The sequence below is a fragment of the uncultured Veillonella sp. genome (genome assembly GCF_938010505.1).
Lineage (GTDB): Bacteria > Bacillota > Negativicutes > Veillonellales > Veillonellaceae > Veillonella.
The window spans coordinates 1-23,966 of sequence record NZ_CALLVP010000088.1; the positions used below are offsets into that span (position 1 = coordinate 1).

Below are 23,966 nucleotides of genomic sequence, written 5' to 3' on the forward strand. Positions count from 1 at the left end.
TTATCGAATGATATTTATTTTATCATATTTATAAAAAGCCTGTAAAATACTATTTAGTTATGTTTTCTTCTACAACTTCAGTTTCTGTAGATTCTACTGCTTTAGTCTCTGCTAATTGAGGCTCTACAACTTTTACTTCTGTCACAACTTCACCTTTAGTTTTCTTAGGTACATCCTTACGCAAAACTTTACGTAACGCCATTGCAACAGGTGTTACAATTACACCCGCAAAAACAGCCTCAGGAATACCATGTGTTACAGATAAGAATACGATAGATCCGAGTACTTGATCCGGGCTAAGATTCATCTTAACTGCAAACATATCTGCGTAAAGTAAGAATATGAGTCCCATAACCATAATAGTATGGAATACGGTTCCCATAAAAGCAGCTACTATAATACGAGGACCTTGAGATACCTTCCATAATAATAGATAAACTAAATATGCTAATACCGGAAAAAGTACACGAGGTAAAACGGATATTATCGGATTAATAAATAAAGGAGACAAAATATTAGGCGCTGTAAGGTTTTGCCACAAGCTATAGCAACCAAATATAAATCCTACAAAGGCACCAACCTTTGGCCCTTCTACAATAGCACCAATGAGAGTTGGTACATGCAAAGTCGTTACATTTAATGGTCCCAATGGAATAATGCCATACCCCGACAATCCTAATGCAATAGTAATACCCGCTAATAAACCAATAATAGTTAATTCACGAATCGTAATACTACTCGACTTCTGTTTGTTTGTCGCTTGACTTTCAACGGTACTCAGTTTTTCCTTGTCTTGGATTGATACAGTTGAGTTATCATCCATTGGACGTTCATTGTTGTTCATAGATCCTCCTTCGCTCTCATTCCTTACGGATATAAGTCGAAACTAGAAATTAAATACTTTCACGACGACGTGAAATAATACCACGCTCTACCAAAGCACCTATAATAACAGCTGTACCTATCATGCCCGCTTCTAAAAAAGCTGGAGTTATAAATACAAGTGTATTACCTTGGTACGTTGGAAAAACAATAGGAACTAGAGATAAAATAAACTCAGGTATATAGCCACCATATAAAATATGAGCATTCATGGCAAGCCATACGCCCGTAGTAATGACGATACGCAATAAACGTACACCCTTATATGCTAAATCTCTTGGATACAAATAGAATACAAAGACCAATAATGAAATTAATAGCAATACAAGTTCAGCAAATAAAATATTTACATTCATAGATGATGCATACATAAAATATACCATCGGATCCTGTAAGTCTACATATAAAATTGAACCAATATACAAGAATGGAATCGGTATAGTATAGGCAATTATATCTAAAGCTTCATCAATCAGTCCCCATCGATGAATACGATTGAAAAACTTCGTAGCTAACAAGCCACATAGCTCAATAAGAACTTGAACAATAAAATACACCACAAATAAAAGTAATGCTTTTGTTAATCCATTATCTACATTAAAGCTAAATGGTGTATGAAGAAACGAAAATACCGTCCACCAGGCCCAACTATAAGCATGATAACCCATGCTCAGCGGTAAATCATCATTAAACTTAGCATTCTTCAGTCGTCGCACCATAAGTGGTATGACTAAGGACAACACAGGAAATACTATAATTGGTAATGATAGTGCACCACTTAATGAAAGTACTATCGTAACAGAACTTACAAAGAGAGCACAAATCAATGTAAATAGCCAAAAACTTTTATTCATTACGGCCTCCCACTAATCGAGTTAAGCCATAAGCTACAATCAAGCTAATTGTGACACTTATATACATGACTAATAAAAAAGCTACATCACGGCCTATTGTTGGCCAGCCCCATAGCATAGATAAATCTACACCTAGGAAAATACCTTTATAGCTGATACTGTGAACGGCAAGCCAACTCACTACATAAGCGATGCGACTTATAGTTTTACCATCACCAAAAGTACTGCTTTTAAATGATAAATATGCCCAAGGCATACATAAGGATAATAACAAATACCATACTAGTGCTACTGTCGCACTCGATCCATTATGAATCATATATGCAATAATGGGAATTACCACAATAAATAGATTCAAATAGAAGGAGCGTTTACAAATATCTATCAAAATGTTCATATAAATCTCCTACGATATGTAATCTCTTTGTATTTTACAATAATCAAGGATAAATGTCATCAAAAAAGAAAAACCTCCATACAGGTAAATCAATACCTTATATGGAGGTTCTTTTATTAAGCTACTACAGAGTCAGCTGTTACATCAATTGTAGAAACATCTTCTGCTGGTTCGTCTTCTTTTTTCAATAATGGAGTCATGCTTTGAATGCCGATCCCCAATGTGAATAAGTTGTGCAACCAAGCTGTTTGGTTTGGAGGCATAATGCCTAGAACACCGCCGCCTACAAGTGCACCATTAAAACCAACGATACCGTTATAATTAGCTTTGATACGTTTCATCAATGCTAAAGAAATACGACGTAAATCTACAAGAGATTGTAAGTTATCGGAAGAAATAGTAACGTTCGCAATTTTTTGAGCGATTGGAGCGCCTTCATTCATCGCAATACCAACATGAGCTTCAGAAATAGCTGGGGAGTCATTGATGCCATCCCCTACCATCATTACTGTATAACCTTCTGCTTTTGCTTGTTTTACATAAGCCGCTTTATCTTCTGGCAATACCTCTGCATGCACTTCATCGATACCGAGTTCTTCGGCTACACGCTGTGCATTACGTTTGGAGTCACCAGTCATCATTACGACTTTCTTGATACCAAGTTCATGCAATTCTGCTATAACTCGTTTAGCTTCTTCACGAACAGGGTCTTTAATACAAATAACCGCTGCTAATGTGCCGCCAATAGCGAGGTACAAGTGAGAAGATGTATTTGGCAAATTATCAAATTTTTCTTGCTCATCTGCAGGAATCTTAGTTTTTTCATCATCAAAGATATAGTGAGCACTACCAATGCGTACACGGTAGCGACCAACTTTAGATGCAATACCATGAGCTACTACGTACTCAACGTCAGAGTGCATTTCCTTATGAGGCAAGGCATGATCTTTTGCGGCACGTACAACAGCTTTGGCCATAGAATGTGGGAAATGCTCCTCAATACAAGCAGCTAATTTCAACATTTCATCTGCATCGTGACCATTGAATGGAATAATTTGTTCAAACTCAGGTTCTGCTTTAGTAAGAGTCCCTGTTTTATCAAACACAACCATATCTGCTTGTGCGATTTGTTCTAAGAACTTACCACCTTTAACAGTGATGCCGCGTTTAGATGCTTCTTGCATTGCTGAAAGTACAGCCAACGGAATAGACAATTTCAATGCACAAGAGAAGTCAACCATAACGAAAGACAATGCTTTCATAAGATTGCGAGTCAACAAATATGTCAAACCAGCACCGATGAAGCTAATAGGAACTAATTTATCAGCCATGCGATATGCTTGTTGTTCCATACCGGACTTCATTTGTTCAGACTCTTCAATAAGGCTAACAATTTTTTCGTAACGAGAAGATTTAGATGTACTATATACTTCTACGACAGCTTTACCGTCTTCAACAACAGTACCAGCATATACAGAAGTATCTTTATCGCGACGAACAGCTTCAGGTTCGCCAGTCATGGAGCTTTCATTTACTAGAACAACACCATCGATAACAACACCATCCAAAGGAATGACTTCACCTTGACGAATGATGATTTGATCACCAGCTACAACCTCATTAACAGGTTTGCTTACCTCAATATCATCCACCAATACCCATACTTTATCAACGTTCAAAGACATGCTTTGAGCAAGATTTAATACGGATTTACGATGAGTCCATTCTTCTAAGATTTCACCAATACCAAGTAAGTACATTACGGCACTTGCTGTAGGGTAATCTTTTTGAAGTAGAGCTGCGCCAATTGCTACACCATCAAGAACCTCAACAGTCAACTTGCGTTGCCATAAAGTCTTAATAGCGGTGCCGATGATTTTAAGGCCATCCCACCAAGCCCATGCTGCGGCAATCGGAGCAGGTAAAACAGCCTTTTTACCTAAGTATAAAGCCGTTTTATTAAGCATCATTTCACGATACTTTTTATTCACCAAACGCGGAGAATATTCGTTCAAAGCAGGTGCTTCGGACAAGTCTAAATCGCGTAGACCTAGCACTGCATCACGCACAGCATCAACATCGCCAGTATGCTTAATGGCAACTTGACTACTGCGAGTGTAGAAGGTTACATCTACAATTGCATCGTTGAGCAACAATGTATCCTCTACATAAGCAGCTTCTGCTTCTGTAAAGCGATGACCTGTAAGCTTAATATGCAAGCGATTTCTGAGTTTTTTTACTACAGAAAATTGTAACATATGTGCAATCCTCTAATTATTTATTTTCTTCAAAAATTTCTTCGTTGCGTGCTTCGTTGATTTCTTGAGCTTCTGCCAATACATCAGATGCAGATGCTTGTACTTTTTCAGCTGTTTCTAATACAGTTTCTTTTGCGCGAAGACCAGCTGCCAAGATACCAGCATATACTTTTTTAGCGTCTTTGGAAGTTAATACTTTAAGACCTACAGTACCTAATGCAAGACCTGCTGCGAATAAGTTAGCATTTTTAAGATTTTTTTGATCAAAGTTAAACATGGTTGTGTTCCTTTCTACTAGATATGATAAAAAATTTAATTACTATATTTGAAAAGAGGAGCCATTATAGAGACTCCTCTTCTCTTCCAATAACTTGAGTGTTGTTCTGATTATTTATCAGCTCGTTTAATGCCTAACGCTTTATTGGAACCATCACAACTGCAGCTTCCACCACAACTAGATGATTTGCCGGAGTCAGATTTACCGCCGCCACAGCCGCAGCCACCTTTACCGCCTACTTGTTTAAACATTTTAAAGCCAATATAAGCTAATGCTAGAACAACTATGAGTCCTATAACAAGATTATCCATTATTATGCCTCTTTCTCAATATCAACTAAATTACAATATCTGTCTTAGTGATAAACAAGATAAAAGCAATATCTAAAGGATATTTCCCTTTTCTCATTATCATTTAACCACGAATATTGATAATTAGCAAGTATTATTTTTAAATTAACTATAACTAAATCGCAATTATTCAATGCAGTTCTTTCAACCACCTATAAAGTGGCTAAAATACTGTATTTAATGACTCACGAATTAGAAACCTAATGCGCGACCTATGTTATAGAAGATGAAACATACAATCCAAGCAAATGTATTTTCATAGAAGAACATGAAAGCAACCCATTTCCAAGAACCTGTTTCACGTTTGATAACAGCTAATGTTGCCAAACAAGGTGGGTAAATTAAGATAAACAACATCATTGTCAAACCAATTAACGGTGTGAAATGAGGGTCATTTTGTAGGTACTCAGTCAACGGTGCTGGATTTTGATCATCGCCACCAACAGCGTAAACAGTACCTAATGTAGAGATAACAACCTCTTTAGCCGCTAAACCAGCTACTAATGATAGGCCCATTTTCCAATCAAACCCCAATGGTTCTAGCACTGGGTTGATAGCTTTACCAAAAGATGCTGCATAGGATTGTTCAATTTTTTCCGCAGCTTGTTCTTTATCAATTTTGTCATTTTCAGCATCTAAGTTAGCACTGTTTTTATACATTGCCCATGCTGCTGGGAACAAGTCTTTATTTTTATCTTTAATATCATTGAATAATTCAGGCGCTGCAGAATCAGCTTCTACAGCTACTTCAGGTTCATCTTCTCCTGCGTTCTTAGCAGCATCAGTAGCATCTTGTACAGTAGATTTCATATCTTCCACAATTTTATCTACTGCTTCTTTTTGGTCATCTGCAGTAATGCCAAATTGTGCTAATGTAGCTGCATCTTTTACTTCGTACTCTTGAGCAACTTGTTCTTTCATTGCGTCATAATCTTTAGAGTATTCTACATCCATAGGATATGCAGTGATGAACCAAATCAAGATAGATGCAGCCATGATGAAAGTACCGGCTTTAATAATGTACAATTTAGCACGTTCGTACATATGTAACCAAGTAGCTTTCAATGTAGGCAAGTGATAAGGAGGTAATTCCATTACAAATGGTTCAGCCTCACCAAAGAAAATGAATTTACGGAAGATTTTCGCAAAGATAACACCAAAGATAATACCTAAGAAGTACACAGAGAAGACAACAAATGTACTATCCCAACCATTTGGGAAGAATGCATTTGCAAATAAGATATATACCGGTAAACGAGCAGAACAACTCATGAATGGTGTAATCAAAATAGTAACCATTCGATCCTTATAGTTATCAAGGATACGAGCACCCATTACGGATGGTACAGAACAACCAAATCCCAATAACAAAGGAATAAATGATTTACCATGCAAGCCACATGCGCGCATTACACGGTCAATAACGAAGGCTGCACGAGCCATATAACCAGTATCTTCCAAGAAAGAAATGCCAAGGAAGAGTAATAAAATTAATGGCAAGAATGAAAGTACCGCACCTACGCCGGCAATAATACCATCAGATACGAGTGACTGTAATTGGCCCTCTGGAATATTTTGAACTGCATAAGCTTGTAACGAAGCAAAGCCATCTTCAATCCAACCTTGTGGAATACCACCTACGATGTTTACGAACGCAAACAATAGGTACATAACAACCATAAAGATTGGTAAACCCCAAATACGGTGCGTTAAGATTTTATCATAACGATCGGAGCGTGTTTCTATCTCTGTTGGAGCTTGTGTTAAAGATTGGTTATATACTTCAACAGCATAACGATGGCGATACTCTTGGAATACTATATCAAGATCAACTTGATCTTTGATTTCTTCACGGATAGCAGCTGCCTTTTGTAGAACTCCTTCTGTATTCGCAAAGCCTTTAACTTTTTCCACCACATCTGGATCGTTTTCTAATAATTTAATAGCAATCCAACGTAGTGGATACGTTACTGTACCCGCTTCTTCAAGTGCTGTTACAAGTTCAGCAATTTTGCCGTCTAACAAATCACCATAGTTAATTGTTACACCAGGAGCTTTTTGAGAAGCAGCTACGCTAATTGTTGCTTCTAACAACTCTTTTGTACCAATATTTGTACGACCTACTGTACTAACGATTGTAGCGCCTGTTAGCTCAGCCATTTTTTTAAGGTCGTATTTGATGCCCATTTCTTCAGCAACGTCAGCCATGTTTAGAGCAATAACCATTGGCTTTTCAAGTTCCAACAATTGTGCCGCTAAATACAAATTACGTTCTAAGTTAGATGCATCAAGAACGTTTACGATTACATCTGGATTATCGTTTACGATAACATTACGAGCTACTAACTCATCCAAGGAACGTGCTGTTAAGCTATACGTACCTGGTAAGTCAATAAATAATAACTCATGACCATTAAAATTAGTATGGCCTTCTTTCTTTTCTACCGTAACGCCGGCATAGTTACCAACGTGTTGCTTCGCCCCTGTGATATTATTAAACATTGTAGTTTTACCACAGTTAGGGTTACCTGCTAAGGCAATACGAATTTGCCCTTTTTCTGCCATATGGACCTCCTATTGTACATCTACATCAATCATACCAGCTTCACTTGTACGAAGTGCTAATTCAAAGTTTTTAACTTTAATTTCTACTGGATCACCCAAAGGGGCAAATTTCATAACATGAATTTTCGTCCCTTTAACAAGGCCCATGTCAATCAGACGATGTTTAACATTACCACTGCCATGTAGAGCAACAATAAGACCAGACTCACCTGGCTTCATGTCTTTCAACTTTTTGATAGCCATACTACACCTCCTATTTATTTTTTGTACCTAACAACCTCATATTAACCACACCAAATAAGAATGCGTATTAATATCTTAAATTATTATACCAAATCAAACATTAATTTCAACAATTATTATCAATTTTATGGTTATTTTTTACCTCATACTTATATTTTATTTTCATATTTAATATGAGATTATCTATATAATTATCTAACAAAATACTGAATACTAGCTGAAATTCAATATTTAATGGTTATATATTAAGATACAGTAATCAATAAACACTACTAAGATTATCATTTACAAACCGCTCTTTTATTCTCAATTAGAAGTTTATAAACAATTTAAATGTTGTTATTTTAACATTTTTATTTCTCATTTCGCTCAGCCATATCAATATTTTTCTATATATTATCAAAAACAATGTACCTTAAAGTACTAGGTGTCCCCCAAAGTACTATAATATTTTTATTAAGCCTATAGTATATTAAGACTATAAATCTTCCAAGTTCAATTCATTTGCCCCTAGTATGTGCATACTGTATAATTAATATAATATGTATTATAGAAAGGACGATCCATGAAATCTTTTAAATCTTTAGGTGTTTGTGATGAACTCATCCAAGCCCTACAAAAACAAGGTATCAAGGAGCCCACGCCAATTCAAGAACAGTCCATTCCTGTCGTCTTTAAAGGGAATGATGTCATAGCAAAAGCTCAAACAGGCACGGGGAAGACGCTAGCCTTCTTACTGCCAATTCTACAACGTGTACATACTGATGTTCATCAAGAACAAGTGCTTATCATTGCGCCAACACGGGAACTAATTAAACAAATTTCCGATGAAGCGAAGGAAATAGGTTCTATTTTAAATGTAGATATCCTCCCTCTTATCGGTGGTAAAACTATTGAAGCCCAACTACAGCAACTGGGACGTCGTCCTCAAGTTATTCTAGGTACACCTGGTCGATTATTAGATCACGCAAAACGCGGTTCCCTACATTTAGATTGTATCCGCCGAGTTGTACTAGACGAAGCAGACCAAATGCTTCATATGGGTTTCTTACCTGATATTGAAAGTCTCATCAGTCAAATAGATGCGAATAGACAACTATTACTATTCTCTGCAACGATTCCAGACAAAATTCGTAACCTTGCAAAGGCATATATGTCTAAACCGGTTTCTGTTACAGCTGAAGGTAAACATGTTACCCTTGAATCGATTGATCAACGAGTGTATATGATGAACCCTGAAGAAAAAACAGAGCGTCTCATCAAAATGATCGAAGAAGATAACCCATTCTTAGCCATCGTTTTCTGTAATAAACGAGAAGGTGCTGTTCGTCTATCTTATGAACTAACTGCAGCTGGTCTTAACATAGCAGAAATGCACGGCGATTTAACACAAGGCCGCCGTACTCAGATTTTGCGAGACTTTGCTAAAGCCAAAACACAAATTTTGGTAGCCACAGATATTGCAGCTCGTGGTATCGATATTGAAGGTATTACTCATGTATATAACTATGATGTACCTCGCGATGTAGATTACTACATCCATCGTATTGGCCGTACTGGTCGCGCTGGTAATTCTGGTGTGGCCGTAACCTTTGCAACACCACAAGATGAATCTTGGTTGCGACGCATCGAGCGTGCCATCCAAGCAACGCTCACTAAATACACTAAAGATGGTCAAATCAAAACTAAGGGTAACGCAAGTGCTGCACCAAAACGTGCAAAAGCAACAGGCAAACCTAAAGTAAGTAGCTCTTACCAAGCTACTAAGGCTAAGGCACACAAAGCACGTGGCCATAAAGGTGCCAACACACGCCAACGCCGCTCATCTACGTCTCAAATGGGTCGTCGTGGCAAACGCAGATAAAATTCAGATTAATATCCTAAACTAAATGAAGAAATTTTTCTTCTGCAAGAACAGTTTCAACAAAAAAGACGCGCATAGCTAAGCTGTGTGCGTCTTTTTATTATTACAGTAAAAACAATCATTTCTAAGTAATGTTAGATTTATTAGCATAAATGGTAATGTTAGATTTATTAGCATAAATGCTCGGTACCCCATCTACATCAGAACATTGGGTCTTACATTCAGATCGATTACTACAAATCCAGTTCGTTCGACCTCTCGCCTCTTGTTTCACAAAGTAACCTACTTTACATCTAGGGCATTTATATTGTTTATCTTCATCAGATACTTCAATATTACCTTCAATACCAGAAACATCCCCTTCTACCGGCTGAGTATGTTTACAAGTAGGATAATTTGTGCACCCTAAAAAGGCACCAAATTTACCATTCCGCTGTTGCAAACGGCCCTTTTTACACTTAGGACATACAGGCAATGAAGACAAGTCTACGTTTTCATTATCCATAGGGCGTTTACGATTTTGGCTCGTTATAGTTCGTACCACATTTGGCATCATTTGACCAGAGTTTATTACTTTATCAAAACCAAGTTTATCAATTAATAATTGTAAAAACTTAATTTGATCCGCTAAGAAGGAATCTAATGTATCTGCTCCTTCGCTCATAAGTGCTAAGCGTTCTTCCCAAACAGCTGTTTCATCAGGATAAAGAAGTTCTTCTGGCAGAGCATCTACTAAGAGATAGCCCGTTTCTGTCGGAGATAAGACTTGCTTCTTCCCAGACGTTTTCATAAAGCCTCGACTGATAAGCTCATCAATGATATTAGCTCGAGTCGCCTCGGTACCGATACCAGAAACGGCCTTTAATTGTTTTTTTAAGTCTTCATTTTTTACGAACTTATGAATTTCTTTCATCGCTTGTAGCAATGTGGACGGCGTAAAACGGGATGGTGGTTTCGTTTGTTTAGCCTCTACAGAAGAATCCGTATATAACACAGTATCGTTCTTTTTAACCGCTGGTAAATGGTCCGTTTCTTCAACAACCTCTTTTTTAGGGTCTGATTCAGCTCCACGCTCATCGGTTAGATCAGGCTCGTCATTGTCCGTCGTAGATTTAGACTTTTGCTGCTTATAAAGCAATTTCCAACCTTCTTCGATAACTACACGACCATTAGCTACAAACTCTTCCTTACATTGTTCTACTACAATTTTAGTTTGCTCGTAAATATGCTCCCCATAAAATTGAGCAATATAAGCTTGACTGATAAGGAAGTAAATATTTCGTTCCTCACGGGACAAGCTATTTATATTACAAGCCACCGTTGTAGGAATAATAGCATGATGGGCGGTAATTTTCTTTTTATTCCAAGCACGGCTCTTAATAGAACGGTCTGCATCGGTAGCCCACTGTGCTAATCTTTCATCACCTGCATTTTGTAGATTATTGAGGATTGCATTACGGTCACCATATTGATTTGGTGGTAAATATTCACAATCAGAACGTGGATAGGTAGTTATTTTCTTTTCGTATAATTTCTGCGCCGTATCAAGCACAGTTTGTGGATCATAAGAAAAAGCTTTACCTGCCAGTACCTGTAAAGATGACAAGGATAATGGTAAACGCTGAACATCTTTCTTTTTGGATTTAGTAACAGCTTTAATAACACCATCAGGCCCACTTTGCAATTGTTCAACTAATGAATCAGCTATAGCCTTATTAATAAGACGACCATCTGGATCTAATCCTTTTTGCTCATCTGTCGGCTGCCAAGTGGCCCAAAACACTCCATTCGGATGATTATATAAAACCTTTACAGTAAAATAATCTACCGGCTTAAAGGCTTCTAATTCACGTTCTCTACGAACAACTAACGCCAAGGTAGGGGTTTTAACACGACCAATTGGCAATGTTACCTTATTACCTTTATAACGTTCAGATAATGTATAGGCCCGAGATAAATTCATCCCAATGAGCCAGTCTGCCCGTGCTCTTGCCAATGCAGATTGATATAGATTGTGAAAGTCCTTGTTATCTCTCAAATCATCAAGTGCGGAACGAATGGATTTTTCATCGAGAGCATTTAATAGAATACGCTGTACTGGTTTTGTATTACCTACATAGTACAAAACTTCATCAACTAAGAGTTGCCCTTCCCGATCCGGGTCACCCGCGTTGACAATGACATCAGCTTTGCCGATAAGGTCTTTTACAATCTCAAACTGTTGACGGCTGCTATCTGTGACAAGCAATTTCCACTCATCTGGCACGATAGGCAAATCTTGAGGACGCCAACGGATATATTTATCATCGTAATCTCCGGGCTCAGCCTGATGCAGTACATGACCTACTACCCAGGTCACCACATCGTCACCTTGGATAAAATAGCCATTCCTCTTTTGGATATTCTTATTTTCCGGTAAGCATTTACTGATTTCGCGAGCCATGGATGGCTTTTCCGCAATAAATAACCGCATGGTCCCCCTCCTTAACATGAAGATAACGGCTAACCCCCAAGCCGTTCTATGAAATCTTATTATACTACAATTTAGTGGTCATAACTAGAAAAATCATGTATAATTTTTACGATATACAGACTGTGAAAGTAGAACCTAAAGGTTTATCTGCTTTTACAAACATATTTATAGAGGTGAATCATGACATTTTTAGAAGAAGTACAACGTCGTCGTACGTTTGCTATCATATCTCACCCGGATGCGGGTAAAACAACATTAACGGAAAAATTACTATTATATGGTGGTGCTATTCACTTAGCAGGCTCTGTAAAGTCTCGTAAAACTGCAAAACACGCCGTATCCGACTGGATGGAAATCGAGAAACAACGTGGTATTTCTGTAACGAGTTCCGTGTTGCAATTCGACTACGATGGTTGTCGCGTAAACATCCTTGATACCCCTGGTCACCAAGACTTCTCCGAAGATACATACCGTACATTGATGGCTGCTGACAGTGCTGTCATGCTTATCGACGTAGCAAAAGGCGTAGAAGCCCAAACAAAGAAACTATTTGCCGTATCAAAAGAGCGCGGTATTCCTATCTTTACATTTGTAAACAAAATTGACCATTTCGGTCGCAGTCCATTTGATCTAATGGAAGAAATCGAAAATGTTCTGGGCATTCGTACATGTCCTATGAACTGGCCTATCGGTATTAATGGCGAATACAAAGGCGTCTACGACAGAGAACACGAAACTATCGAGCTCTTTGCAAAAGACGAAACTCATGGTCAAGAAAAGTTAGCTTCCGAAAAAGGTTCATTAACAGATCCTCGTATGAAAGAGTTATTAGGTGACGATGTATACCAAGCATTACTCGACGATATTGAGTTGCTCGACGTTGCTGGCGATCCATTCGATTTTGATAAGATTCGTGCTGGTGAATTAACACCTATGTTCTTTGGTTCTGCTATGACGAACTTCGGGGTAAAACCATTCTTAGAAAAATTCTTGGAACTAGCTCCATCCCCTGCTCCACGACAAGCGATAGAGGAAATAGTGCAACCTACTAGTGAAGACTTCTCTGCTCTAGTATTTAAAATCCAAGCTAATATGGACCCAAATCACCATGACCGTATCGTATTTATGCGTATTTGCTCTGGTAAATTCGAAAAAGGTATGTCCGTATTACATCGTCAATCTAATAAAACAATCCGTCTATCTCAGCCGCAACAATTCTTGGCTACGGAACGTACCATTGTGGAAGATGCGTATCCAGGCGATATTATCGGTGTATTTGATGCCGGTACTATGGGCGTAGGAGATACACTTTGTGCACAAAAACACAAGGTAACCTTTGGCGACTTCCCTGTCTTCCCTCCTGAGTTTTTTGCTCGAGTATCTCCAAAAGATACTATGAAACGTAAGCAGTTTCAAAAAGGTATGACTCAATTGGCTCAAGAAGGAGCTGTTCAAATCTTTGAACAACCAGGCGCCCTTGATTCCTTCGTAGTCGGTGCCGTAGGTATGCTTCAATTTGAAGTTCTTGAGTACCGGCTCAAAAATGAATATGGCGTAGATTTATTAAATCATACTTTGCCATATGGTGTTGCTCGTTGGATTGACGGCGAAGTTGATATTGCAGCCTTAAAAGGTATAGATAATGCGATGATTGTAAAAGATAATCGGGATCGCACCGTAGTTCTTATCTCTAACGAATGGCAAATGGGTTGGGTTCAAGAGCGTAATCCAGATGTGACATTCTTAACAACGCCTAGGTTACATCATGAGTTATGATTTTTATAATAGCTATAACTTCTAATTATTTAATGTGCCCATATAAATATTTTAGTTATACCCCAATATATTTATATAGGTAAAATTTAACACATATAAAATTTAAAACCTAAGTAAATTAAGGTTATATAAGAACTCAAAAATTTAAAACTGGAATATATTTCATATAATTATAAATTTGAGAAATATATTCCAGTTTATTTTTTTATAACAAGGAGGAAAATCACAGATATAAGTCGAATACATATAGTATGATTATGTATATATGTAATTTATGTTATTACTTTTTCACATTTATATGTATAATCATAAAATTATCATATTAATATTATTGGTTTTAATGTTGTTGTGAGTGTTGAAACGAAAAAATATAAGATTTTTATACGTTATATATTCTATAGTATTTTTCGACCATTCATGATACCATAAATATGCATTTATTTTTATTTTAAAGGAGTGATTTTATGCCACTGATTGACTTATCTTTAGTCAACAATGTATGGACCTTAAAACTGTCCATGATTCAAACTGTAGGTCTCGCTGTAATTACCTTGTTTATAGGTACTTGGATTAATAAACATTCCAAGTTTTTACAACGCATGTGTATGCCTGCACCGGCTGTAGGAGCCTTACCTTTTGCATTTTTAACTGCTATTCTGTCTTATTACAAGATTTTGAACATTACCTTTGAAGGATCCTTACAAACATTTTTGATGCTTGCCTTCTTTACCACTATCGGTTTGATGGCATCCTTAAAAGTCCTCAAAAAGGGTGGTATTTTTATTATCTTCTTCTTCCTTGCTTGTGCGGTGTGGATTGTAGTACAAAATACTGCAGGTATTATGATTGCCAAAGCATTGGGGATTGAACCAATTATCGGCATTATGGCTGGCTCTGTTTCTATGATTGGCGGTCTTGGTACTGCTGGTGCCTTTGGTCCATATTATGAACAATTACTTGGTATCCCTGGTACAGCATCTGCTGCAGTTGCAGCTGCAACCTTTGGTATGGTAGCAGGTACAATCCTTGGTGCTCCTGTAGGTGAACGCATTATCAAAATGCACAAAGTAAAAACGCCTTATGAAAACCCTGAATTAATGGAAGATAGTGACATTGGCATGATCGAAGATCACATTGAGAGCGGTGGCAAACAATTTAACTCTCAAGATCTTTTAACGATCTGTATGTGGATTGGCCTTGCATTAGGCATCGGTACAATTGTAAGTGCTGGTTTATCTATTCTTACCCCACTACCTGCATACATCGGCTCAATGATTTGTGCCGCAGTAATTCGTAACTTCGGTGACTTTACTAAATCTTATAAAATCAATGATGCTGCTCTCGATGCAGTATCTAACGTAGCATTATCTCTATTTGTTACAATGGCAATTAACAGCTTAAAGCTAGTACAATTGATTGATCTTGCATTACCGCTCATTACAATCTTAGTTGTACAAATGGCACTTATCTGTATATTCGCTTATCTTATCTACTTTATCTTTGGTCGCAACTACGATGCAGTTATGCTTGGTGCTGGTGCTATCGGCTTCGGTTTGGGTGCAACACCGAATGCGCTTGTTAATATGTTATCCTTAGCAAGCAAGCATGGTCCATCCCCTCGTGCGTGGCTCGTAGTTTCCTTGGTAGGTGCATTCTTAATCGACTTTGCAAATGCCTTCCTTATTACAACAATGGCAGGTATTCTATACTAAAAAAGAGTCCTTCGGGACTCTTTTTAATATCAAAAACGGTGATAGTAAATCTTTAAGTTTTACTATCACCGTTTTTATTTGTCTGATTCAATTATGTTAATTTGATTCAATGCTATTGATTGTATATAAATAGTTCACCCTTTACTAAATAACTAATACTTACTATTCATAACGTTACTTATATAGCACCAAATATCGTCTACCGCACTAAATAAGAACTACCATTAATTATGCTTGGATATCCGCCCATGCATTAGCCACATCTGCAAATTCTTGAAGGCTAAAGGTTTCCCCTCTTCGTTGGCCATCAATATTTGCTTTTACCAAGATGTCATCGATTTGTGCCTTTGAAAGTTCTGTGGTACGCATCGTATTGGCAAATGTTTTGCGACGTTGTGCAAAACCAGCTTTTACCACACGGAAAAATAATTTTTCATCTCTTACCTCTACGGGCGGTTTATCGCGCAATACGCAACGAATAACAGAACTAGTTACTGCTGGGGCTGGTAAAAAGGATTTAGGCGGCACATCAAGAACAATATCTGGCTCCGTATAATACTGAACAGCAACAGATAATGCACCATAGTCTTTTGTACCCGGCTTTGCTACCATGCGTAAAGCTACCTCTTTTTGCACCATCACAACGAGACGTTCAATAGGTAATTTACTTTCCAACAAAGACAAAATAATAGGTGTTGTAATATAGTATGGCAAATTGGCAACCACTTTAAATGGTTTGTGATTCATAATCGTTGGCACATCAAGCTTTAACACATCGCCATGTATAATGCGCACATTATCATAAGATGCCAATGTCGTATCTAGTACCTCTAATAAGCGACGATCTAGCTCGATAGCCGTTACATCTGCCCCACTTTGAGCTAAACCTTGTGTCAACGTACCAATACCAGGGCCGACCTCTAGGACAGGTTCCCCTACGGTTAATTCCGCAGCATGTACAATTTCATCAACTATGCCTCGCTTAATAAGAAAATTTTGCCCTAGCTTTTTGCTCATTTTAATATCAAAGCGCTTACATATATAATGCACAACCTCTGGGCTTGCAATTACTGATTCTAACATCTTAACTCCTATTTTAACAATTTACCGCCTCTTCATAAGCATCTCGAGTTATACCATAATGATTTAAACGGTACAAAAATTGTTTACCATTACCGTATCCAATACCTAATTTAGCACCAATAACTGCTCGACGAGCCGCACTATCAGGCATACCAGACAGTCCATGACGCACCAAGTCCACCATAGTAAATTCGTTGGATGATTCTAAAGACTCTACGTGTAATGTAGATAAAGCCTTTCTAATTGACTCAGGAGAGGCTTGTTCTATGCCAATATCATCATTTGCAAACGCTTCGTCGCGAGGGACAAAAGCATGTTGTGCCTTAGGGAATTTCTTCGTTAAGACACGTCGAATTCGTTCCCCTGCCGTATCAGGATCCGTTAATATGATAATGCCACGCTTTTCATAGGCAACGCGAATCATATCGATAACACCTTTTCGAAGAGTGAAACCTTCTGTAGCAATACAATCAGCCTCTACAGCTTGAGCGATACGCTGGATATCAGATTTTCCTTCTACGACAATGACTTGTTTTAGCATAAATCCCCCTTTTATTCTATTAGTACATTGTAACATATATATAACATTGCTTAAATACTTATAATCGAGTAGTATTAATAGTGTAATATATAAAAGGAGGCCAATCATGACCTTACAACAATTAAAATATGTAACAACAATTGCCAATATAGGCAGCATTAGCGAAGCTGCCAAGAGATTATTTGTGTCTCAACCAAGCCTTACCAAAGCTATTAAAGAACTAGAGAAAGAAATGGGCATCACCATTTTCGATCGCACCAATAAAGGAATTACCGTATCCAAAGAAGGGGAACGCTTCCTCGGCTATGCGCGCCAAGTGCTGGAGCAAGCAGCCCTTTTAGAGGAGCAATATAAAAGCCAAAGCGGCGGTAAAAAACAATTCTCCGTGTCTACTCAACACTATTCCTTTGCAGTCAATGCCTTTGTAGAGCTTTTAAAAGGCGCTGGAATCGACCAATACGATGTATCCTTACGAGAAACACAAACCTATGAAATCATTGATGACGTAGCTCATATGAAGAGTGAAATTGGTTTACTCTATTATAATGATTTCAACCGTCCTGTATTGGAAAAACTGATTCATACTAATGAATTAACCTTTACAGAATTATTTACGGCCCATCCTCATATCTTTATTGGTAAAACACATCCATTAGCCAATAAAGAGGTCGTCTCTATGGACGAATTAGAAGAATATCCATATATTTCCTTTGAACAAGGTGATCATAATTCCTTCTACTTCTCTGAAGAAATCTTTAGTACCGTAGTACGCCCAAAACATATTCGTGTTCGCGATAGAGCATCTTTATTTAGTTTACTGCTTGGCCTTGATGGATACACTGTATCTAGTGGTGTAATCGATAAAGAGGTAAATGGTGAAAACATCATTTCAGTACCACTTGCCGAAGAAGGTTTAATGCACATCGGCTATATTACTAATAATAAAATGCAACGCAGTCGTTTGGGTCAAGAATATATCCACGCTCTAGAACAATATGTTAGCAACTACGGTAGACATATTAAATTGCCGGAAAATAAAAATTAATTAGAAAATTTTAGTTTTAATATAGTTGTACATTATAATAATTCTAGGCGAATTAAATACGTGTATTAAATAGTATATTGAAAGCACTCTCTTTTATGAACTACCCCAAAATTGGACACAATTTTGAAATGTAGCTCATTTCAGGAGAGTGCTTTTTTATACCTTGATATAACTTAATAGACAAATCTATACATCTATATAGCCTTAGGTTATACACAACTCTAAGATATAGATATTTTTACATATACTCATACTTCGTTATAATAACCCTATCAAAATTATCGGTTTTACCGTTTATATAAGGAGGATTATTATTATGGCTAAACATACAGCACCATTCCACTTTGATATCGTAGGTTCTTTCCTACGTCCTGCAGAATTAAAAGAAGCTCGCGAAGCTTTTAACAACGGAAATATTACTAAAGAAGAATTAACAGCCGTTGAAGATCGTCTCATTGCAGACCTCATTCAAAAACAGAAAGTGGCTGGCCTACCAGTGATTACAGATGGCGAGTTTCGCCGTGCCTATTGGCATCTAGATTTCATGTGGGGCTTTAACGGCGTAAAAGAGATTGAACTGGAACATGGTTATAAATTCCATGGTCAAGAAACAGCGCCTGGCTCCCTCGACCTTACAGGTAAAATCACGGGTACTAACCATCCATTTGTGGAACATTTCAAATTTGTGAAACAATTTGAAGATGAACATACTACAGCTCGTCAAACGATTCCTGCACCCTCTCAGTTTTTGGCAGAGTTATTCCGTGAAGACAACGGTATTACAACACGCTCCTTCTACCCAGATATAGAAGAATTGATTCAAGATATTGCTGCTGCCTATCGCCAAGTGATTAAAGACCTCTATGATGTAGGTTGCCGGAACATTCAATTTGATGACTGTACTTGGGGCATGTGTTGTGACCATGATTATTGGACCGGTCGCCAAAAGGATAAAAGCGTAACCATCGAAGGTGAAACTGCTAAATATTTACGTTTAAATAACTTAGCACTTGAAGGACGCCCTCATGACTTAGCGTTTACCACACATGTATGCCGTGGTAACTATAACTCTACTTGGGCTGCTAGCGGTGGTTACGAACCTATCGCCCCTATTCTATTTGCCAAAGAAAATGTAGACGCTTATTACTTAGAGTTTGATGATGATCGTTCTGGAGGTTTTGAGCCATTGCGTGAAGTTTCTCCTAATAAAAAAGTTGTATTAGGTCTTATCACATCTAAACGCCCAGAGTTAGAAGACAAAGAAGTCATCAAAGAACGTATCAAAGAAGCAACAAAATATATCCCGCTCGAAAGGCTTTGCTTATCCCCTCAATGCGGCTTTGCATCCTGTGAAATCGGCAACCAATTGACCGAGGAAGAACAATGGGCTAAACTAGCATTAGTTAAGGAAATAGCTCAAGAAGTATGGGGTGATTAAATGAATGAACATACAATATATTTAGGTGGCGGTTGTTTCTGGGGTCTTCAAGGGTACATCAGAAAAATCTCCGGTGTCCTTTCTACTGAAGTCGGCTATGCTAATGGTCCTATAGAGAATCCAACTTATGAAGATGTATGCCACAATAGTGGCCACGTAGAAGCTCTCAAGGTTACTTACGATGCTGATATACTATCTTTAGACCACTTAATTCAATATTTCCTACGCGCTATCGATCCATTTAGCGTTAATAAACAAGGTGGCGACGTAGGCATTCAATATCGTACGGGTATTTATTATACTGATTCAACCGATAAGTCCATTATTGAAAGCACCTTAGCTCGTGCCCAAGCTTTTGAAGGCAAACCATTTGCTATCGAGGTATTGCCTTTAGAGAACTACTACTCTGCTGAGGAATATCATCAAGATTATTTAGACAAAAATCCTAATGGCTATTGTCACATTCCATTAGGTCTATCCGATGAACCACTCATCGATGATAATGCATATACTAAACCTTCCCAGGAAGATTTAAAGACTTTAACACCGCAAGAGTTTGAAGTAACTCAAAACTCTGCTACCGATGCACCTTTTAGCCATGAACTAACAGATGAGTTCAAAGCAGGTCTCTATGTAGATATTACGACTGGAGAACCCCTTTTTGTATCAGCCCATAAATTCGATTCCCATTGTGGCTGGCCTAGCTTTACTAAACCAATAGCTAAAGATGTTATCAAATACTATCAAGACGACTCACATGGTATGAATCGTATAGAAGTTCGTAGCCGCATCGGCAATGCTCATTTAGGTCATGTATTCGAAGATGGACCTAATGGCTCTCTTCGCTACTGTATCAATGGATCTGCCTTAACTTTTATTCCTAAAGAAGAATTAAAAGGCACCAAATACGAATATCTATTACCTTATATTGAAGATTAATATAGTAAAAGACGACTTACAAATGTAAGTCGTCTTTTTTAGTCTATCAACAAGAAATGACTTTTTATAGTTAATAGTCAACAATTAACAATAAATCACCTTTTACAATTATAATTTAATAAGAGAATATATCAGTAGATATATCCTCTAAAGTAGCTTATTAGTCTAATACGTACACAGTTACGTCTTGTCGACCAAATTCCATAGCCTCACCATAGGAGTCCATTACAAGGTCAATTTTATTGCCTATAATAGCACCACCTGTATCGGCTGCAATGGCTTCACCATAGCCTGGAATAAATAAACGTGTACCTAATGGAATAACATCAGGGTCAACTGCGGCAATACCACGAACTGCAGGAACGCCTGTAGCAGTAATACCTAAACCATCACCATCACCTGCAAGGTAAGCGGATGCTTCCATTACGATAGCACGAGATGCACGGCCCGCTACATTACGAGATGTAGTCACTTCACGAGTACCCTCTTTAATAATAGTAGGTACCATTGCGCGTTGTGTTACTTTAGATACGTCATTTGTTTTAATAACTTTACCATTATTATATAATGTTTCACGTTGTACTCGTTCTAAGCCAGGCTGACCAACTTGAACAACCTCTTCTTCACCCTTAGCCATAGTATCATCTTTTTGACGAATAACTTCAATAGCAACCTCTTGATCTACTGTAGATAAAGAACGGCTTGTTACTCTATCAATCGTAATACGTGTGCCACTTAAAACAGAACCATTAGCATCACCTACTACCACATAGTTAGGTGCTTTAAAACCAAGCTCATTAGCTACGCCTTGAGCAGTTGTTTCGGTTGTGAATAGAGCTCTTGTTTTGCCATTTACAGTTACATAAACTGGAACAGCACGAACAACAGTTAATGTTGTACCATTTTGAACTGAAGACGAGCTGGAAATAACTTTATCATTTGGATTTAACTTAACCCCAGCGTCGCGTACGATGCCTTCGTTAGAATTTAAATGCGTTCTAACAGTGTGTGCTGCACCATCTACCATAACGGTAACGGTTTTATCGTTATAAGAAAAACCTGTCATAGTTACAGCTGTTACAATCAATCCGGCAACAACAGACGAAATATATCGCTTGTGTGTCTTATGAATTCTCATGTTGTAATTCCTCCTGTAATGGTACTATTCTACTACAGATAGATATAACCTGTCAAATTCCTTAGGTTAACAATAAGACTCAAAGCATTGTAAAATCTACATTTATAAGACTTTGTATTTTATCTTTTTTATAAAAAGTCCACTGTATACGTACATATCTATATTTTTGAAGACTATACAATATATTCCGAATTGTGTACATATATACAATACCAATACCACATATAGTATATATGGATTTTTTATTAATTGATTTGTATTTTTATGTGTTTTTCAATTGTTACCAAATTTTTCCACATTTTTAAAAACTTCATTTTCATCTCATCTTTGAATATATAAACATGTAAAAAGGCCCATATAATGGGCCTTTTTCGTGTTATATAATTGTATTAAAATTCATTATCAAACGCAATGGTCATTCTTCATCATTTATTCATCTTTAACATCGGTTGCAAGCGTTCAATGACGGTCATCGACTCCTTGTGTTCATTTTCAATAGCAGCTTTCATTAACTCCTCTTGAGCAGAAATAGGGTTCTCTCGATCATTAATTTTATGATAGGAACCATCCGCTCTCATAATATGAGCTTTTAATGTATCTTCTAAGTATAGGTCTAAAATACCTTTTACCCGTACTTTATGGTGTTTATCTTCAATAGGAATCATGAGCTCTACACGTTCATTCAAATTACGTGGCATCCAGTCTGCACTAGATAGATACAAACTTTCATTTCCCCCATTACGGAAGTAGAACAAACGATGATGTTCTAAAAAACGTCCCACTATAGAACGAACCGTAATATTATCACTAACACCAGTAATGCCAGGACGAAGAGTGCAAATACCACGCACAATTAAATCGATGCGAACACCAGCCGAAGAAGCTTCATATAACTTGGCAATGACCTTTTTATCAAGCAAAGAATTCATCTTACAAATGATATAGGCTTCTTCCCCGCTTTTGGCAAGCTCAATTTCACGATCAATTAGTTCCATGATTTTTTCACGTAAATTTAAAGGTGCTACAATAAACTTATTCCAAATCGGTGGATCAGAATAACCGGAAATCAAGTTAAAGAAACGAGATGCATCATCGCCATACTCATCATTACAAGTGAATATACCACAGTCAGTATACATACGAGCTGTTTTACCATTATAATTTCCCGTTGCAAGATGGACATACCGTCTAATACCATCAGTTTCTCTACGCACCACCATGGTAATTTTAGAGTGCGTCTTAAGACCTTTTAGGCCATAAATAACATGACACCCCGCTTTTTCGAGTCGGCGAGCCATATGAATATTATTTTCTTCATCAAAACGCGCCTTAACCTCCATAAGTACGGTTACTTGTTTTCCATTATCTGCAGCCTTTATTAAGGCTGCAATAATCGGAGAATCGCCACTTACGCGATATAAGGTCTGTTTAATAGCTAGTACATCAGGATCTATCGCTGCTTGCGCAATAAATTGCTCAACCACGGCAAAAGATTCAAAGGGATGATGCACAAAAAGATCTTGCTTGCCAATAACCGAAAATAAATTGTCACCTTCATGATCAACTAATTCACCAGGAATTTTAGAATTAAATGGTTCGTATCGAAGCTCATCATAGCCAGGATAGTTGCAAAAATCAAAATACATTCGGCAATCTAAATGTCCATCGATGCGATATACATCCTTTGGTTCTAGTTCTACACTTGTAAGGACAAAGTTTAATAAATAATCCGTTACATCTCCACAAACTTCAAGACGTACCGCATCACCACGACGACGACGGCGTAAAGATGCCTCTACTTCGGATAACAAATCTGTTGTTTCTTCTTCATCAATTTCAAGGTCTGCATCACGAGTAATACGGAATACTATATAATCTTCAATGCCGTAACCCTGGAAGAATTGATTTGCGTAATAAGTAATGACATCCTCTAAATAAACAAATCGATGTTCCTTATTACCCCGGCTTGGAACTTCAATAATTCGACCTAATACAGATGGAATTGGCAAGATAGCAATCTTATAATCTTTGGTTCCATCTTCTTGTATTTGAAAGATACGTACAATAGCATTAATTGTATGATTTGTTAAAAATGGAAATGGATGCCCCGAGTCAACAGCCAATGGTGTTA

General features: G+C 37.6%; 19 protein-coding genes. 6 read left to right on the plus strand and 13 right to left on the minus strand.

Going from position 1 to position 23,966, the window contains the following annotated elements; all coding sequences use genetic code 11:
• Positions 1–49 precede the first annotated feature (49 nt).
• From Q0507_RS05260 to Q0507_RS05295, 8 genes are all read right to left on the minus strand, one after another.
• Positions 50–844: an ECF transporter S component gene (locus Q0507_RS05260; RefSeq protein ID WP_298713425.1), complete on the minus strand. Its 795-nt coding sequence runs from the start codon at positions 842–844 to the stop codon at positions 50–52.
• Positions 845–893: 49 nt separating this feature from the next.
• Complete coding sequence (locus Q0507_RS05265) at positions 894–1,736, minus strand: hypothetical protein (protein ID WP_298713428.1); 843 nt, start codon at positions 1,734–1,736, stop codon at positions 894–896.
• Complete coding sequence (locus Q0507_RS05270) at positions 1,729–2,133, minus strand: hypothetical protein (RefSeq protein ID WP_298713431.1); 405 nt, start codon at positions 2,131–2,133, stop codon at positions 1,729–1,731. The genes Q0507_RS05265 and Q0507_RS05270 overlap by 8 nt, the downstream gene beginning before the upstream one ends.
• A gap of 116 nt (positions 2,134–2,249) precedes the next feature.
• Entirely contained in the window at positions 2,250–4,391 is a 2,142-nt protein-coding gene (locus Q0507_RS05275; RefSeq protein ID WP_298713434.1) for a heavy metal translocating P-type ATPase, read from the minus strand.
• 16 nt (positions 4,392–4,407) lie between these two features.
• On the minus strand, positions 4,408–4,668 hold the full coding sequence (locus Q0507_RS05280) for a DUF6110 family protein (RefSeq protein WP_298713437.1): 261 nt from the start codon (positions 4,666–4,668) through the stop codon (positions 4,408–4,410).
• Positions 4,669–4,778: 110 nt separating this feature from the next.
• Complete coding sequence (locus tag Q0507_RS05285; RefSeq protein WP_059361838.1) at positions 4,779–4,979, minus strand: FeoB-associated Cys-rich membrane protein; 201 nt, start codon at positions 4,977–4,979, stop codon at positions 4,779–4,781.
• 231 nt (positions 4,980–5,210) lie between these two features.
• The gene (gene feoB, locus Q0507_RS05290) at positions 5,211–7,583 is read right to left on the minus strand and encodes a ferrous iron transport protein B (protein WP_298713446.1); all 2,373 of its coding nucleotides are present in this window, start codon (positions 7,581–7,583) and stop codon (positions 5,211–5,213) included.
• A 9-nt stretch (positions 7,584–7,592) separates the two neighbouring features.
• The gene (locus tag Q0507_RS05295; RefSeq protein ID WP_298713449.1) at positions 7,593–7,826 is read right to left on the minus strand and encodes a FeoA family protein; all 234 of its coding nucleotides are present in this window, start codon (positions 7,824–7,826) and stop codon (positions 7,593–7,595) included.
• A 565-nt stretch (positions 7,827–8,391) separates the two neighbouring features.
• On the opposite strand from Q0507_RS05295, the gene Q0507_RS05300 reads away from it, so the two are divergent.
• Positions 8,392–9,690, plus strand: coding sequence for a DEAD/DEAH box helicase (locus Q0507_RS05300; protein ID WP_298713452.1), 1,299 nt, complete (start codon positions 8,392–8,394; stop codon positions 9,688–9,690).
• Positions 9,691–9,814: 124 nt separating this feature from the next.
• Here the strand turns inward: Q0507_RS05300 and Q0507_RS05305 are convergent, their stop codons facing one another.
• The gene (locus tag Q0507_RS05305) at positions 9,815–12,163 is read right to left on the minus strand and encodes a DNA topoisomerase 3 (protein ID WP_298713455.1); all 2,349 of its coding nucleotides are present in this window, start codon (positions 12,161–12,163) and stop codon (positions 9,815–9,817) included.
• Positions 12,164–12,343: 180 nt separating this feature from the next.
• Here Q0507_RS05305 and Q0507_RS05310 point away from each other — a divergent pair, with 180 nt between their 5' ends.
• Both Q0507_RS05310 and Q0507_RS05315 read left to right on the plus strand, forming a co-directional pair.
• Positions 12,344–13,939 carry a peptide chain release factor 3 gene (locus Q0507_RS05310; RefSeq protein ID WP_298713458.1) on the plus strand — a complete coding sequence of 532 codons (1,596 nt, stop codon included), beginning with the start codon at positions 12,344–12,346 and terminating at the stop codon, positions 13,937–13,939.
• 464 nt (positions 13,940–14,403) lie between these two features.
• Positions 14,404–15,651 (plus strand): sodium/glutamate symporter, encoded by a 1,248-nt coding sequence (locus tag Q0507_RS05315; protein WP_298713461.1) that lies wholly within the window; start codon positions 14,404–14,406, stop codon positions 15,649–15,651.
• Positions 15,652–15,879: 228 nt separating this feature from the next.
• Here Q0507_RS05315 and rsmA read toward each other — a convergent pair whose 3' ends face one another.
• The gene (gene rsmA / locus Q0507_RS05320) at positions 15,880–16,734 is read right to left on the minus strand and encodes a 16S rRNA (adenine(1518)-N(6)/adenine(1519)-N(6))-dimethyltransferase RsmA (protein ID WP_298713464.1); all 855 of its coding nucleotides are present in this window, start codon (positions 16,732–16,734) and stop codon (positions 15,880–15,882) included.
• 13 nt (positions 16,735–16,747) lie between these two features.
• Positions 16,748–17,275 (minus strand): ribonuclease M5, encoded by a 528-nt coding sequence (gene rnmV / locus Q0507_RS05325; RefSeq protein WP_298713467.1) that lies wholly within the window; start codon positions 17,273–17,275, stop codon positions 16,748–16,750.
• 106 nt (positions 17,276–17,381) lie between these two features.
• On the opposite strand from rnmV, the gene Q0507_RS05330 reads away from it, so the two are divergent.
• The 3 genes from Q0507_RS05330 (at position 17,382) to msrB (ending at position 20,697) form a co-directional block, all read left to right on the plus strand.
• Positions 17,382–18,320: a LysR family transcriptional regulator gene (locus tag Q0507_RS05330; protein WP_298713471.1), complete on the plus strand. Its 939-nt coding sequence runs from the start codon at positions 17,382–17,384 to the stop codon at positions 18,318–18,320.
• Positions 18,321–18,636: 316 nt separating this feature from the next.
• Positions 18,637–19,758 (plus strand): 5-methyltetrahydropteroyltriglutamate--homocysteine S-methyltransferase, encoded by a 1,122-nt coding sequence (locus Q0507_RS05335; RefSeq protein ID WP_298713474.1) that lies wholly within the window; start codon positions 18,637–18,639, stop codon positions 19,756–19,758.
• Entirely contained in the window at positions 19,759–20,697 is a 939-nt protein-coding gene (gene msrB, locus Q0507_RS05340) for a peptide-methionine (R)-S-oxide reductase MsrB (protein WP_298713477.1), read from the plus strand.
• 160 nt (positions 20,698–20,857) lie between these two features.
• Here the strand turns inward: msrB and Q0507_RS05345 are convergent, their stop codons facing one another.
• Both Q0507_RS05345 and ppk1 read right to left on the minus strand, forming a co-directional pair.
• Positions 20,858–21,835, minus strand: a complete 978-nt coding sequence (locus Q0507_RS05345) for a 3D domain-containing protein (protein ID WP_298713480.1) — start codon at positions 21,833–21,835, stop codon at positions 20,858–20,860.
• Positions 21,836–22,260: 425 nt separating this feature from the next.
• Positions 22,261–23,966 (minus strand): polyphosphate kinase 1 (gene ppk1 / locus Q0507_RS05350; protein ID WP_298713483.1); only part of this gene is annotated, 1,706 nt, incomplete at its 5' end.